Below are 15,156 nucleotides of genomic sequence, written 5' to 3'. Positions count from 1 at the left end.
AAGTAGATTTTTGCAGGAATTTCTCTAAAAGAAGCGAAGCCGTTAAGAGAAAAGAGGGGTGAGAATCACTTGATCAAATATAAATATATACTAGGAATATTTTTCGCTTGTCTTTTAGTTACTCTATGTCTCTATCCATATTTACAAGAGCATTTGGCGGTACATTGGGATGTAAATGGTCGGCCAAACGAGTTTATGAGTAAACAAGTTGTTATAGCACTTATTCCTTGTCTTATTATTTTCTTACATGGATTGATGTATATTATTTCACATAATATATATAAGTTTAATGAAGACGAGCATGTCATTATAAGTGGATTTCTAAAGACGATTACTTTATTTATGTTGTTTATCCATATGCTCATTCTCTTTATTAATTTTGGAAGCATGATATCCTTTCAAACAGGACTAACAATAGGGATTAGTATGTTTCTTTTTATGCTTAGTAAGGCGTTTAAAAAAGTTCAGAGTACGGAAAAAGACCCAATCAAATTAAAAAAGATCCGTTTAGTGAGTAGACGGATTTTTCAAGTGATGGCATGTAGTATATTGTTTTCATTGTTTTTGAACTTGAAATGGGGATTTTATGTGTTACTTAGCGTAATAAGTGGTGGTTCTATTTTGTTTATGTTCTACGCTTTATACTCATACATAATAGAAAGTTATGAAACGTAAAAAAGAGTCTTCTCATTATGAGAAGACTCTTTTAATCTATTTACTTCGTAATAAATTGTTGTGTCCAGTAGTTGCCGCTTTCTACATAGCCAACACCGATGTGAGTGAATCCATTATTTAAGATGTTTGCACGGTGTCCAGCACTGTTCATCCAAGCTTGTACTACTTCTTCAGGTGTACGTTGGCCTTGGGCGATGTTTTCACCTGCAGATGTATAAGAAATACCAAATTTCTTCATCATGTCAAACGGAGACCCGTATGTAGGGCTGTTATGATCAAAGTAGTTATTTTTTTGCATATCTTCAGATTTAATGCGTGCTACTTTGCTTAATTCAGTGTCGATTTTTAAAGCTGGTAAACCTTGTTTTGCACGCTCAGCGTTTGTTAATTCAACAACACGTTGTTCGAACTCGCTTAAAGATTTTGCTTCTTCAGCAGGCTTTTGCTCAGCTGGTTTTTGTTCAGCCGGTTTTTGCGTATTATTGTTTTCAGCAGGCTTTTGAGCTTCTGGTTTTTGAACTTCTTCAGCAGGCTTTTGCTCGGCAGGTTTTTGCTCAGCAGGCTTTTGAGTTTCTGGCTTAGCTGTCGGTTGCTCAGTTACAACATTTTCAGTAGGTTGTTGACCAGGAATAATGCAATTTGGTTGGAAGTTTCCTTGTTGCCATTGTGCTAATGACTCAACGCCCATAGATTGTAAGAATGCTTGTAATTCTTGTTGGCTCATTTGCTTCATCATCACTTTTGAATGCTGAATATTTTGAACCTTTATGTTAGATGGTTGTACTGTTGCAGCTTGTGCATCTAGAGAAGATACTCCTAAAGTAAGAGCCGTTGCAGCAGCTACAGATAATAAAACACGCTTTTTCATGATGTGTGTCCCCCTATATAAAGTTTTAATTTGTTTTCACACGATTTGTTTTTGACAGCCTGTCTGACTGACAAATTCATCGTAGCATAGATTTTGTGAGAAAAAAGATGGAAAAAAATTCATAGACTTAAAATTTACCTAATTTATCCTAAGAGGGGAAAAGGGGAAAAATAAGAGAAACATAGAGTATAAAAGGAATTTTCAGCATTTTTATACTTGGTTATAAGACGCGTTTTTTGGATAAATGTACCTATATTGAAAATGAAGAATCCTATTGTATCAATGGTTTGAGCGTTTTTTTGAGGAATATACTGGATTGATTTTTACAAAACTGTAATGTTTCTGTTGTTCTTTTTTATAATAAAGTAACATATTTTTAATGTTGTAGCGGACAAAAAAGCGGCTATCTCTTTACATAGACGAAGGAGATAGCCGTTTTCCTATTATTACGTATGTTACGAGTTATTACGAGTTGGTTTCAATTGCTTCTAATAATAAATCAACGATGTGAATTCCTCTCATTTTATGAGAAAGACCTTCTCGTTCAATGCCTAATTTCATTTGTAATAAACAACCTGGATTTGCAGTAACAATGGTTGCTGCTTCTGTTTCATGCACACGGTCCATTTTGTAATCTAGAAATTCCATAGATAGTTCTGAATGAACAATGTTATAAATACCAGCAGAACCACAGCAGCGATCCGCATCTTTCATTTCACGGTATGTTGCGCCTTGAATTGCTTCTAGTAACATACGAGGTTCTGAAGATGTTCGCATAACATTGCGTAAGTGACAAGAGTCTTGATACGTAATAACTTGCGGCGTGACTCGTAAGTCATTACGTTTATGGAAATCTAGTTCTACTAGAATAGCAGTAATATCTTTAATTTTAGAAACGAACTGCTTTGCACGTTCAGCCCACTGTGGATCATCTTTTAACAAGTAATCGTAGTCTACGAGGTAAGCTCCGCAACCACCAGCATTCGTAATAATATAGTCGATGTTTAAATCTTCGAATGCTTTTATATTGCGTTTTGCTAATTCCTTTGCCCCATTTTTCTCACCAGCATGTCCATGTAATGCCCCGCAGCAACTTTGTGTTTTCGGAATAACGATATCACAACCAGCTAACTGAAGCAGTTTCATCGTTGCGTTATTTGTTTCTAAAAACATTGTATCCATTAAACAACCTGTGAAGAATGCAACTTGTTTCTTCTTCGTACTTTCAGCAGGTAAAAATTCAGGGCGATCTTTCATTGCTTTCATTTTAGGGACCTTAGGCAAAACGAGATCCATTGTTGCAAGTGTTTCAGGGAATAACTTCATAATCCCTGTTTTATGTGTTAGCGTTTGTAAACCGGAACGTTGGTAAAATCCGATTAATCCTGTTAATGTTCTCATTCGATTTTGATGCGGGAAAAGTCCTTCAAAAACGACTTTACGAACAGCTCTCACTGGCATTGAAAACTTTTTGTTTTGATTTATAATATCACGAGCTTCTTCTAATAAATGTCCATAATTCACACCAGATGGACAAACAGGTTCACAAGCACGGCAGCCGAGGCAAACATTTAATGTGTTTTCAACATCTTCATCTGGCTCAATTAAGCCGTCAACGATCGCTTTCATTAATGCGATACGTCCACGCGGGGAATGTGATTCTTTATATCCAGATTGAATGTAAGTAGGGCAAGTTGGTAAGCAGAAACCGCATCGCATACAGTTTAGTAGTTCATCTTCACTTAATCGTTCTTTAAATTCCTTTTGAATGTTTTCTTTATTTAATGTTGTCATCGCTCAACCACCACTCTTTTACGAGTGTCCTTCGCGAACATCTTTCCTGGATTCATAATGTTATTTGGATCGAAGGCTTGTTTAATTCCTTGCATAGCAGCAATACCTTCTTTACCTAACTTCATTTCTAAATACGGAGCCTTCATCGCACCAACACCATGTTCACCAGTAATCGTGCCACCAAGTTCAATTGCTTTCGCAAATATTTCAGCAAAAGCTTGTTCAGCTCGGTGCATTTCTTCTTCGTTGCGAGCATCTGTCATACAAGTTGGGTGTAGGTTGCCATCGCCAGCATGGCCAAACGTACAAATAGGAATATTATATTTTTTGGCAATGGCATTAATAGCTTCAACCATCGGAGCAATCTGTGAGCGTGGTACCGTTGCATCTTCTAATATTGTAGTAGGTTTTAATCTTGCCAGTGCTGACAGTGCACTACGGCGAGCTGTTCGAAGCGCATCTGCTTCCGCTTCATCTTTTGCGACGCGAACATCAACTGCATTCATGGAACGACAAACGTTAGCCATTTTTTCAATATCTCGATTAACAACTTCAGGTGGACCGTCTTGTTCAATTAATAAAATTGCTTTTACGTCAGTTGGTAAACCGATTTGAGCAAACTCTTCTACTACTTCAATTGTCGGCTGGTCTAAAAACTCAAGTGTCGCTGGAATGATTTTATTTGCAATAATAGAAGAAACAGCACGTGCAGCTTCATTAATATCTTCATATAGTGCAAGCATCGTTTTCTTCGTTTCAGGCATAGGAACAAGTTTTAATATTGCTTCTGTTACGACGCCAAGTGTTCCTTCAGAACCGATAAATAAACGAGTTAAATCGTAACCAGCTACATCTTTTGCTAATTTACCACCAGTGCGAATCATATCACCATTTGGTAAGACAAGTTCAAGCCCCATCACATAATCACGTGTTACGCCATATTTTAATCCACGTAATCCACCCGAGTTTTCATTAATGTTACCGCCAATTGTAGAAATTTTCATTGAGCTTGGATCTGGTGGATAAAATAAACCTTTTTCTTCTACTGCTTTAATAATATCAAGCGTAATAACACCAGCTTGTACAGTAATTGTTAAATTTTCTTCATCAATTTCTAAAATGTTATTCATATGGCGGAAGATAAGGACGATACCGCCTTCAAGTGGACATGTCCCTGCGCAAAGATTTGTTCCAGACCCACGAACATATACAGGGATTTTGTGAGTGTTACATACTTTTAATACTTCAGCTACTTCATTTGTATTACGAGGAGCAATGACTGCATCAGGCATTGCTTGGAAGTTTGGAGTGGCATCATAACTATACGTTAAACGCCCCATATTGGATGTATCTACATTATCTTCGCCAACAATGGATACGAATGAATGAATAATTTGTTTTTCTAACATTGGAAATCCCCCTCAAACTGTTAACGTAATTAGTCATAATAAAAAACGTTGTCACAGTGCTTTCATTATAATGATAAAAAAGTCGGGGGATTCTTTCTATGTATAATCATCTGAAGATTAATCTATTTTATTATTCTTTTTTGTTTGATTATCTAATAAGAGGAGCGAGAAGTATAAAATGTTTAAGTCTTTGAATTGTTTCGGATCAAGTCCTGTATACTCCTCAATCTTTTTAAGTCTGTAATGCAATGTGTTAATGTGTATATGTAATTGCTGCGCTGTTTGTTTATAGGATTGGTTATAATCGATAAATAAACGTAAAGTGTGCATAAGCTCAGGTGATGATAGTAAGTTTTCGATGGTGCGCTTTAGAAACTGTTCCCGCGTTTCAGCAGAAATATCTTGTAAGCACATTTCTAAACGTAAATCCTCATTAAATACAATTTTTTTTGTTACAAGTGATACGGAAAGAGCTTGTAATGCTTGTTCGTACGATAAATTCATATTGCTTGGCGTAACGGATTGTCCAATCCCGATATATAAAGGAATAGAAAATAAAGTTTCACAGTCTTGTTTTAATCGTTTTAAAAATTGATATGTTTGCTCTTTAGAGCTCATCGCTGTAAATAAAATGAATCGATCATTTCCCCAGCGAACAAATAGATGCTCCTTTGTTAATAGATTGCGTACGTGTTGCCAAATCTTACGCTGAAGCATCGTGTCATTTTGATCGATAGAGAATAAAATAAGTTGTTTTTTCTTATGTAAATCAATACCAAGTGTTTTGGCACGATCGAGAAAGCTTGGAGACCAGTCTGTATTTTGGAGCCAATCAAAGACAAATGCTTCATAAGAACGGTGTTCAAGTTCTAGCTGTTCTAAAAAGTAGTTTTCGTGAATGAGTAGTTCGGTCATTTTACGTAATATTTCTCCGTATTGGGAAATGTTTTCAGGTTCGCCTGTAATTCCAATGACACCAATTACTTCGTCATGGAATAGTAAAGGGAGATTCATACCCGCTTTTACGCCATGCAAACGTCGTTCATCTTCTTTTGTAATAATGACAGTTTTCTTTTGTTTCGCACAGCGGAGTGCGCCTTCATGAAATTGACCGATTCTTTCTATATCTGTACTTGCGATAATAACGCCTTGTATATTAATGATAATAATATTTTCTTTAATTAGTCTGCGTACTTCTCGTACAATTTTATTTGCTAAATCAGGAAAAAGCATAATTGGCACACCTCAAATTCTATTTGTTGTACATTATATATGTAAATGAAGTAGGAAAGGGAAATTTCACACTTTCCACACATTTATTTGTTATTTTACAATTATAACGAAATCATCCGAAGATGGAGGGAATCTTTTGAGAAAGTCTGTTTTTCTTATTTGTTTTTTATTTCTATTAGTAGGGTGTCAAGGAAGTTCATATACACCAATTGCTAAAGATAAAAGTGTTATTATAACAACGAATATAAAAGAAGGCAGTATTAGTTTTGTCGATAAACAAACTAAAAAGTTAATTACGACATGGGAACTTAACGAGCCGATGGCAGGAACCCTACTACTTCCAAATGGTGAAGACATACTTGTATATGGTAAGCAGTTAGAGTACATGTATGTATATTCACTAGTCGAAGGAAGACAAGTGGAGAAATATAAAACTGGAAAAGGTATTGTAAATGTAATCGTATCCGAAGATAAAAAACAATTATTTGCTGCTGATCAAACTGCTCAAAAGGTAAGGTTCTTTACGATTAATGGAAAAGAGACAGGGAATGTTTCGACAGGAAAAGGACCGATAACGATGGTAGAGTACGATAACCAGTTATCTGTATTAAACTTTTATGATACGAAGCTAACGACAATTGATACAAAGAAAAAAGAAGTGATACAATCTTTTATGATTCCCCCAGCGTCAACGGGAGCAACAATTAGTCCAGATGGGAAAGAAATATGGATTGGCGGACATGGTGATGGAAATCAGGTGAATGAGAAAGTATTAGTGTATTCTTTGCAGAGCGGAGAAATGGTACGTTCTTTACACGCTCCATTTATGCCTGTGAATATTACGAAGGATCATAAGTACGTATATGCATTAAGTCATGGTTCGAATACACTTAGAAAGTTTGATGTTAGCACGTATAAAGAGGTGGCTTCTGTAGAAGTAGGATCGAACCCATTTGCATTTTTGAAGAGCGGAGCAGAAGGATATGTAGCCAGCTATGACAGTGATGAAGTGTGTGTCATAGATATGAAGAATTTGAAAATAAAACAAACAATTAAAGTCGGAAAAGGACCGTTTCAACTCATAGAGAGAGAAGGGAAGGACAATGAGTAAATATAGGGTGCTAGTTGTAGATGATGAAAGTGATATGAGGCAACTTGTTGGAATGTACTTAGATAATTTCGGATACGAGTGGGGAGAAGCTGAAAATGGAAAAGAGGCTTTAAAAAAATTAGAAACGGACCATTATGATTTCGTTGTACTAGATATTATGATGCCAGAGATGGATGGACTTTCAGTTTGTAAAGAAATTAGAAAAACGTCAGATGTACCAATTATATTTTTAACAGCAAAAGGTGAAGAGTGGAATAGGGTGAACGGCTTACGTATGGGAGCAGATGATTATATTGTAAAGCCATTTAGTCCTGGTGAATTAATTGCTCGTATGGAAGCTGTATTAAGACGCTATACAAAACAAGAGCAACAAGAGGAGATTCAGTTTGGACCGATTCTTATTAATGAAAAAAGTAGAAAGATTGAGGCCGATGGTGAGCCGATTTCTCTTACAGTAAAAGAGTTTGATTTACTCTATTTTCTTTGTCAACATACGGGACAAGTATTTAGTCGGGAACAATTGCTGGAAAAGGTATGGGGATATGATTATGCTGGAAGTACAAGAACGGTAGATACGCACGTGAAAACGATGCGTTTGAAACTTGGAGAAAGTGGAAACTACATTCAAACTGTTTGGGGTGTAGGCTATAAATTTGAGGTGTAACGTATGTTTACGATGGTACAGAAGCTTTGGTTGACAGTAGTATGTGCAGTATTTGTAACAGTTTCCTTTCTTTACTTTGTATCTTTATATTCGTATGAAAAACTATATGTTGATAATTTAAAAGATTCATTAGTAATGGAAGGGAAGCGTCTTGCTGCGCAATACGATAAGAGCGAAGGAATACCAACTTTTGAAGAGAAAGTAAGAGCGTTTGATCAAATATCTAGTTCAGATGTACTTTTCGTGTCTAATCCACGTGATTTAAGTGCATGTTTACCTTTTGATGTGCACCATCATTCTCTTATAAGTGAAGGGGATAGGCAAGCTTTATTAGATGGAAAAACTGTGACAAAGATAGGGTATGAGGAACATTTTGACCGTAATATTATGGGGGTTGTCATTCCTGTTTTAGAAAATAAAAAATTAGTTGGCATTGTATATTCTTATATTCCTTTAAAAAGTATAAAAGACTTAATATATGATATGGGCCTTATTTTAGCACCGTTAGCACTTGCTATTACTTTACTGACAATATGGATTGGTAGAAAAATTATTATTGCTATTACGAGACCACTTTCGCAAATGGAGCGAGTTGCCAATCATTTGGCTACGGGAGATTTCTCAGAACGAATTACAATTTCTTCTGAAGATGAAATTGGACGATTAGGTAAAGCATTTAATAAAATGGCAAATTCCTTAGAGACAGAAGACGTAAAGCGTAAGGAGTTTTTAGCTAACGTTTCGCATGAACTAAGAACACCACTTAGTTATATAAAAGGGTATAGCGAGGCTATTTTAGATGGTGTAGCGAAGGGGCCCCAACAGGAAAAAGTGACACAGCTCATTCATAAAGAAGCAGATCGTATGCAACGTCTCGTTCACGATTTATTAGATTTAGCACAATTAGAAGGGGAACATTTCCCTTTAAAGAAACAACCTATCGTTTTTTCACAACTAATTGAAGATGTGTTAGATACGTATGAGATTAAGTTTATAGAAAAGAAAATTCGTATTTCAACAAATTTAAATCCAGAAATCATTGTAATGATTGATGAGGATCGTATGCAACAAGTGCTTCATAACGTGTTAGATAATGCGATACGGTATACAAATCAAAACGGGGATATTATGATAACGCTTAGGCAGATAGATGATTACTGTGAATTGAACATAAAAGATACAGGAATCGGTATTGATACGGAGCATTTAGAAAACCTTGGTGAACGTTTTTACAGAGTTGATAAAGCGAGAAGTCGTCAACATGGTGGAACAGGTTTAGGCCTGGCAATTGTAAGACAAATTGTTCATATACATGAAGGACAGTGGCGAATTGAAAGTGAAAAAGGGAACGGCACGACGGTTAGTATTAAATTGAAAGTACAGGATGAGGAGAGCATGTTCTAATTTTTAGGGCATGCTCTTTTTTAGAAAACAGTTATATGTAAAAGTATTAATTAATATGTAATAAATATCGAAATTTTGACGATTTTATGAACAAAACATTTGTACTTCTTACCAATTCGTTCTAAAATGGTTATGATGCAAAGTTCTTATAAATCGTTTCAATTGTTGTTTGGAAGATACTGAGGTGATTTAACTGGAGTACAAATCTATTAAACCGAAAAAAATTTACGAAGAAGTATCTGAAGCTATTTTAACAATGATTAAAAATGGTACGTTAAAACCTGGTGACAAACTACTTCCTGTACATCAATTAGCTGAGCAGTTTCAAGTTGGCAGATCTGCTGTTCGTGAAGCGCTAAGTGCGCTAAGAGCGATGGGCTTAATTGAGATGAAACAAGGAGAAGGTACATATGTGAAGAATTTTGATTCTTCTTCATTAACAAAATCATTAAACAATAGATTATTGATGAAGAAAGAAGATATTTTGAATTTATTAGAAGTACGAAAGGTGCTTGAAGTGGGGGCAGTTCGAGCAGCTGCGGCAAAACGTACGGAAGATAATTTGCAAAATATGAAGCATTGGTTAGATGAAATGGCAAAGAGCATTGGAGATGAAAAGGCTGGCGAAAAAGCAGATTTTCAGTTCCATATGGGAATTGCGGAGTCTTCGCATAACAACATTTTGCTTGAACTCATGAATCATGTTTCAGAGATGATTGCTGAAACGATTGGTGAATCAAGACGCATTATTTTATATGGTGAACAAACAACATCAGAACGACTTATAGAAGAGCATCAAGTTATATATGATGCAGTGTTAAAGCAAGATGTAGAATTAGCGCAGCAAGCAATGCTAGATCATTTAACAAATGTAGAACATATTGTCACAGGTAGCAACGATATAAATTCTTAATTTAATCTTTTAAAAATCTAATTTTCTGATAAAATAGAGAGAGATTAAGTAAGCGTTTTCTTTAGAAGAGGGAGAGGATAGGCCATGGTTGAGCCTATTTCTTCTCTCCTTAGTCATCTGATGACCATATGTTTGTTGGTGGAGTTGTAAAAAGGGGGAGTAATAATTATGAAAGTTACTTTATTTGTTACTTGTTTAGTCGATATGTTTGAAACAAATGTCGGCAAAGCAACAGTTGAGGTGTTGGAGCGTTTAGGTTGTGAAATTGAATTTCCAGAAGCACAAGTTTGTTGCGGTCAGCCTGCTTATAATAGCGGCCATGTAGAAGCTGCAAAAGAAGCGATGAAACATATGATTGAAACTTTTGAAGATGCAGAATATATCGTTACGCCATCTGGTTCTTGTGCGACAATGTTTCATGAGTATCCGCATGTTTTTAAAGATGATCCGAAGTGGGCTAAACGTGCACAAAAAGTTGCTGATAAAACATATGAATTTACACAATTTATTGTAGACGTTTTAAAGGTTACTGATGTTGGTGCAAGTTTACCAGGGATTGCTACTATTCATAAATCATGTCATATGACACGTATGCTTGGAGTAACAGAGGCACCAGGAATTTTATTATCAAATGTAAAAGGGTTAACTGTGAGAGAGTTACCAAATGTGCAAAATTGTTGCGGGTTTGGGGGAACGTTTTCAGTGAAGATGACTCCAATTTCTGAGCAAATGGTAGATGAAAAGGTAGATAGTGCAATGGAAACAGGCGCTGATTATTTAATCGGTGCAGATTGTGGGTGTTTGTTAAACATTGGCGGACGTATTGAGCGTTTAGGAAAAGAAATAAAAGTAATGCATATTGCTGAGGTACTGAATAGTCGCTCATGAAGGGGGAACATAAGCTATGTCTATGAAAATCAGTGAGAAAAAATTTAATGATCGCGTTGGCGATGGAATTCAAGATTCGTTTATGCGCGGAGCAGTATCTTCTGCACAAACACGCTTATATACGAATCGTTTAAAAGCAGCAGATGAATTAGGAAACTGGGAAGAATGGCGTGAACTCGGTGAAGAAATTCGTCAACATACGTTAGAAAATCTTGATTATTACTTAATGCAGTTAAGTGAAAATGTATCCAAAAGAGGCGGACATGTGTACTTTGCGAAAACGAAAGAGGAAGCAGCAAAGTATATTCAAGACGTTGCAAAAAAGAAGCAGGCAAAAAAGGTAGTAAAATCAAAGTCAATGGTAACAGAAGAAATTAGTATGAACCATGCGCTTGAAGAAATCGGTTGTGAAGTGTTAGAAAGTGATCTAGGAGAGTATATTCTGCAAGTAGATAACGATCCACCTTCACATATTATTGCGCCTGCTCTTCATAAAAATAGAACGCAAATTCGTGACGTATTTAAAGAAAAGCTTGGCTATGAAAATTCTGATGATCCATACGAAATGACAAAGTTTGTTCGTAAACAACTTCGTGAAAAATTTATGGATGCTGAAATTGGTGTGACAGGTTGTAACTTCGCTGTTGCAAATACTGGCTCTCTTTGTTTAGTAACAAATGAAGGTAATGCCGACCTTGTTATGTCGATTCCAAAAACACAAATTGCGGTTATGGGTATGGAACGTATGGTTCCGACAATGGAAGAATTAGATGTTTTAGTTGGTTTACTATGTCGTAGTGCAGTAGGTCAAAAGTTAACAAGTTATGTAACGGTAGCGGGACCAATTCAAGAAGAGGAAGTAGATGGCCCAGAAGAATTCCACTTAGTTGTGGTTGATAATGGTCGTTCTCAAATTCTCGGATCTGAATTCCGTCAAGTTTTGCAATGTATTCGTTGTGCTGCTTGTGTGAACGTATGCCCTGTATATCGACATGTTGGTGGACATTCATACGGCTCTATATACTCAGGACCAATTGGGGCGGTATTAACACCACTTTTAGGTGGATATGATGATTACAAAGAGCTTCCTTATGCTTCTAGTTTATGCGGAGCGTGTACAGAAGCTTGTCCAGTAAAAATTCCATTGCATGATTTATTATTAAAACATCGTCAAGTTATCGTTGAGCAAGAAGGGCGTGCTCCACTTGCAGAAAAATTAGCAATGAAAATGTTTAGTATGGGTGCATCTTCAGCAGCTTTATATAAAATGGGATCAAAGATGGCGCCAGCAGCAATGAGTCCATTTACATCTGGTAACCGCGTATCAAAAGGTGTTGGGCCACTTAAAAACTGGACAGATATTCGTGAATTCCCGGCTCCAAGTAAAGAACGATTCCGTGATTGGTATAAAGATCATAAGAAAGGCGGGGACAAATAATGACAGGATTAATTCAAAACCGTGAGTCCTTTCTAGAAAATATTGCAAAAGAACTTGGACGCACGCGTAAAACGGATGGTGTAAAACGTCCAGTATGGAAAAACAATGTGAATAAAGAAACGTTAAAAAATTATTCACAAGAAGAATTGTTAGAAGTATTTAAAAATCAATGTACAAACATTCATACAACTGTTGTGGAAACGACAAATGACCGTTTACGTGAAGATATTCAAAAAGTAATCGTTGAAAACGGCGGGGGACCTATTATGTTATCGGCAGATGAACGTTTTGATTCTTATGGATTGACTTCTTTATTTAAAGAAGAACTTCCAAAGCAAAATGTTGAAGTGAACGTATGGGATCCTGAGAAAAAAGAAGAGAATATGCGTATCGCGGAAAGAACGAATATTGGAATTGCATTTAGTGATTATACTTTAGCCGAATCTGGTACGATCGTTGTACAAAGTCATAAAGGCCAAGGCCGTTCTTTACACTTTTTACCGACTGTATACCTTGCTATTATTCCACGTGAAACACTTGTACCTCGTATTACACAAGCAGTTGAGGATATGAACAAGCGTGTAGAAAATGGCGAGACAGTGGCATCTTGTATTAACTTTATTACAGGACCTAGTAACTCGGCAGATATAGAAATGAATCTTGTTGTCGGAGTACATGGACCATTAAAAGCAGTATATTTCATCGTATAAAATAGGGGAAAGCAGGCCAGAAAATGGCCTGCTTTTTTAATAGAATAGAGATAATATGAAGTAGAAGTTCTCTCCTTTTTTTGCTATGTTCTTCTGGAAAGGAGAGGAAGGGATGTTCACTTATGTATATGCATTGTTAGCGGGGATGGTGTTTGGTTCTTTTTTTATGGTAATTGCGATGAGAGTTCCGCTAGGGGAGTCTATCATAACCCCGCGTTCATATTGTCATTATTGTAAGTATGTGCTAAAGCCAAAAGAATTGATTCCAATCATTTCTTTTTGTATGCAAAGAGGGCGTTGTACGAATTGTAAGAGGAAAATTTCAATTTTGTACGTAGTATTTGAACTTGTAACTGGAATGATATGCCTTCTTACTGTATATATGATTGGGGTGGAACGAGAGCTTATTATCGTTTTATCACTTTTTTCGTTACTTCTTATTATTTCAGTTACAGATTACATATATATGTTAATTCCAAATCGTATTTTAGCTTGGTTTGCTTGTTTACTCATTTTAGAATGTGCTTTTATACCGTTAGTCACTTGGATAGATAGTATAGTTGGTAGTTGCGTTATATTCATTTTGTTATACTGCATGCAAAAGATATATCCAGAAGGGCTTGGGGGAGGGGATATAAAATTACTTTCATTACTTGGATTTATAGTGGGACTGAAAGGGATTTTTATCGTTTTATTTTTAGCATCTTGCTTTAGTCTTTGTTTCTTTGGAGCTGGTCTCGTATTAAAACGTATGAAAATGAGGACTCAAATACCGTTTGGTCCTTTTATTAGTCTTGGGGCAATATGTTACATGTTGGTCACGTATGCAAAATAGAGAGGGGATAGAAAATGAATGTATATATGGATGATCAAAGAAGTTGTCCGTACGGTTACGTGCTCGCAACTACAGTAGAATGTGCTTTGCAAATGGTACGAGATTATGAGGTGAATGTTCTTTCCCTTGATTTCAATATGGGATGGGGAGAAAAAAGTGGATTAGATTTTGTCGAAGCTTTTTGTAAAGAGGGTTTATATGTAAATGAAATACACTTTCATACGAATGATGTCATCGGTATGCATAAGATGAAACAGAGAATGAATAAGGGAAAGGAAGAAGGAGAGATTAATCCTAATCTTGTTGTTAAATATGTGGGGAGCTAAAAACTCCAAAGTAAAACTTTGGAGTTTTTAATGTTTCATATGCGCTTGCAACGGAATGATTTCTTCTTGTTGAGCTGCTCCTAATTCAGTTTCTTCTTGTTTCACGTCAGGTACTTTCTTTGTTAAGTAATGGTATACCATACCGACAAATACAGACCCACCAATAATGTTACCGATTGTAACTGGAATTAAGTTATGAATAGCACCTGCAAAAGAAATTGTCTCAGGATGCGGTGAAACTAAAGATAAAGCAAACAGTGATAAGTTTGCGATGCTATGCTCGTAACCAGATAAGAAGAATGTGAAAACGAGCATCATCATCATCATCATTTTTGCTGTATCACCTTTAACTTGAGAAGGTAAGAAACAAGCAAGACATACAAGCCAGTTACATAAAATTGCTTTAAAGAATAGTTGCATTGTAGGTGTATTCATTTTTCCTTCTACTACTTTATTCATGAAATGACCGTGATCAATTGCTTCAAAAATGCCAGTTGCGTAAAATAGTAAGGCAAAGAATAAAGCACCAGCTAAATTGCCTGCATAACAAGCAAACCAGTTACGAAGTGTATCAGATAGTGTTGTTTCTTTTCTTAATGTTGCTACAGTGAAGTACATTGTGTTTCCAGTAAACAATTCAGCACCACCATATATAATAAGTACGAGAGCAATTCCGAAAAACATAGAAGCAGCTAAATAAGTTGCTGGTGAATCTGCAATGTGAAAAAAGTTACCTAATTTAAAGCATAGAACAATAATAAAACCGATATAAATACCCGCAAGTGCTGCACGAATGAAATATTGCATCGGGTTTGTATCTAACATTTGTTTTTTGCTCTTAGCCAGTTTGACAACATAATCTAATCCTTGTTCTAGCATGAGTAATAC

Annotated in this window: 15 protein-coding genes; 10 read left to right on the top strand and 5 right to left on the bottom strand. The window is 36.1% G+C overall.

The annotated features are described in order from the left end of the window. The first annotated feature begins 69 nt into the window (after nucleotides 1-69). Complete coding sequence (locus PDQ40_RS16535) at nucleotides 70-675, top strand: DUF1648 domain-containing protein (RefSeq protein ID WP_000598992.1); 606 nt, start codon at nucleotides 70-72, stop codon at nucleotides 673-675. Nucleotides 676-715: 40 nt separating this feature from the next. Here PDQ40_RS16535 and PDQ40_RS16530 read toward each other — a convergent pair whose 3' ends face one another. The 4 genes from PDQ40_RS16530 to PDQ40_RS16515 all read right to left on the bottom strand — a co-directional run bounded on the left by PDQ40_RS16530 (nucleotide 716) and on the right by PDQ40_RS16515 (nucleotide 5,979). After that, nucleotides 716-1,543, bottom strand: a complete 828-nt coding sequence (locus tag PDQ40_RS16530; RefSeq protein ID WP_000747582.1) for a CAP domain-containing protein — start codon at nucleotides 1,541-1,543, stop codon at nucleotides 716-718. A gap of 465 nt (nucleotides 1,544-2,008) precedes the next feature. Further along, entirely contained in the window at nucleotides 2,009-3,337 is a 1,329-nt protein-coding gene (locus PDQ40_RS16525) for a (Fe-S)-binding protein (protein ID WP_257809207.1), read from the bottom strand. After that, entirely contained in the window at nucleotides 3,334-4,746 is a 1,413-nt protein-coding gene (gene glcD / locus PDQ40_RS16520) for a glycolate oxidase subunit GlcD (protein ID WP_270691504.1), read from the bottom strand. The genes PDQ40_RS16525 and glcD overlap by 4 nt, the downstream gene beginning before the upstream one ends. A 117-nt stretch (nucleotides 4,747-4,863) precedes the next feature. Then, a complete protein-coding gene (locus PDQ40_RS16515; protein ID WP_270691503.1) occupies nucleotides 4,864-5,979 on the bottom strand; it encodes a CdaR family transcriptional regulator in 1,116 nt (371 codons plus the stop codon). 136 nt (nucleotides 5,980-6,115) lie between these two features. Here PDQ40_RS16515 and PDQ40_RS16510 point away from each other — a divergent pair, with 136 nt between their 5' ends. The 9 genes from PDQ40_RS16510 (at nucleotide 6,116) to PDQ40_RS16470 (ending at nucleotide 14,268) form a co-directional block, all read left to right on the top strand. Next, nucleotides 6,116-7,090, top strand: a complete 975-nt coding sequence (locus PDQ40_RS16510; protein WP_071727914.1) for a YncE family protein — start codon at nucleotides 6,116-6,118, stop codon at nucleotides 7,088-7,090. Next, nucleotides 7,083-7,754, top strand: a complete 672-nt coding sequence (locus PDQ40_RS16505; protein ID WP_000049878.1) for a response regulator transcription factor — start codon at nucleotides 7,083-7,085, stop codon at nucleotides 7,752-7,754. Before PDQ40_RS16510 ends, PDQ40_RS16505 begins: the two co-directional genes overlap by 8 nt. Nucleotides 7,755-7,757: 3 nt before the next feature. Then, nucleotides 7,758-9,158 carry a sensor histidine kinase gene (locus PDQ40_RS16500; protein ID WP_270691502.1) on the top strand — a complete coding sequence of 467 codons (1,401 nt, stop codon included), beginning with the start codon at nucleotides 7,758-7,760 and terminating at the stop codon, nucleotides 9,156-9,158. Between the two features lie 223 nt (nucleotides 9,159-9,381). Next, the gene (locus PDQ40_RS16495) at nucleotides 9,382-10,071 is read left to right on the top strand and encodes a FadR/GntR family transcriptional regulator (RefSeq protein ID WP_255256540.1); all 690 of its coding nucleotides are present in this window, start codon (nucleotides 9,382-9,384) and stop codon (nucleotides 10,069-10,071) included. 168 nt (nucleotides 10,072-10,239) lie between these two features. Further along, nucleotides 10,240-10,959 (top strand): (Fe-S)-binding protein, encoded by a 720-nt coding sequence (locus tag PDQ40_RS16490; protein ID WP_000869149.1) that lies wholly within the window; start codon nucleotides 10,240-10,242, stop codon nucleotides 10,957-10,959. Nucleotides 10,960-10,975: 16 nt separating this feature from the next. Next, nucleotides 10,976-12,397: a LutB/LldF family L-lactate oxidation iron-sulfur protein gene (locus PDQ40_RS16485; protein WP_000061914.1), complete on the top strand. Its 1,422-nt coding sequence runs from the start codon at nucleotides 10,976-10,978 to the stop codon at nucleotides 12,395-12,397. Further along, on the top strand, nucleotides 12,397-13,107 hold the full coding sequence (locus PDQ40_RS16480; protein ID WP_000147210.1) for a LutC/YkgG family protein: 711 nt from the start codon (nucleotides 12,397-12,399) through the stop codon (nucleotides 13,105-13,107). Before PDQ40_RS16485 ends, PDQ40_RS16480 begins: the two co-directional genes overlap by 1 nt. A gap of 112 nt (nucleotides 13,108-13,219) precedes the next feature. After that, nucleotides 13,220-13,942 carry a prepilin peptidase gene (locus tag PDQ40_RS16475; RefSeq protein ID WP_000495748.1) on the top strand — a complete coding sequence of 241 codons (723 nt, stop codon included), beginning with the start codon at nucleotides 13,220-13,222 and terminating at the stop codon, nucleotides 13,940-13,942. A 14-nt stretch (nucleotides 13,943-13,956) separates the two neighbouring features. Next, the gene (locus PDQ40_RS16470) at nucleotides 13,957-14,268 is read left to right on the top strand and encodes a cyclic-phosphate processing receiver domain-containing protein (protein ID WP_001103780.1); all 312 of its coding nucleotides are present in this window, start codon (nucleotides 13,957-13,959) and stop codon (nucleotides 14,266-14,268) included. Between the two features lie 27 nt (nucleotides 14,269-14,295). Here PDQ40_RS16470 and PDQ40_RS16465 read toward each other — a convergent pair whose 3' ends face one another. Continuing rightward, nucleotides 14,296-15,147, bottom strand: a complete 852-nt coding sequence (locus tag PDQ40_RS16465) for a formate/nitrite transporter family protein (protein ID WP_000893049.1) — start codon at nucleotides 15,145-15,147, stop codon at nucleotides 14,296-14,298. Nucleotides 15,148-15,156 lie beyond the last annotated feature (9 nt).

It is taken from the genome of Bacillus cereus group sp. Bc061 (assembly GCF_027715825.1).
GTDB classification, from domain to species: domain Bacteria; phylum Bacillota; class Bacilli; order Bacillales; family Bacillaceae_G; genus Bacillus_A; species Bacillus_A paranthracis.
The sequence above is the reverse complement of the archived record's forward strand: the minus strand, read 5'-3'. Positions and strand labels throughout refer to the sequence as shown.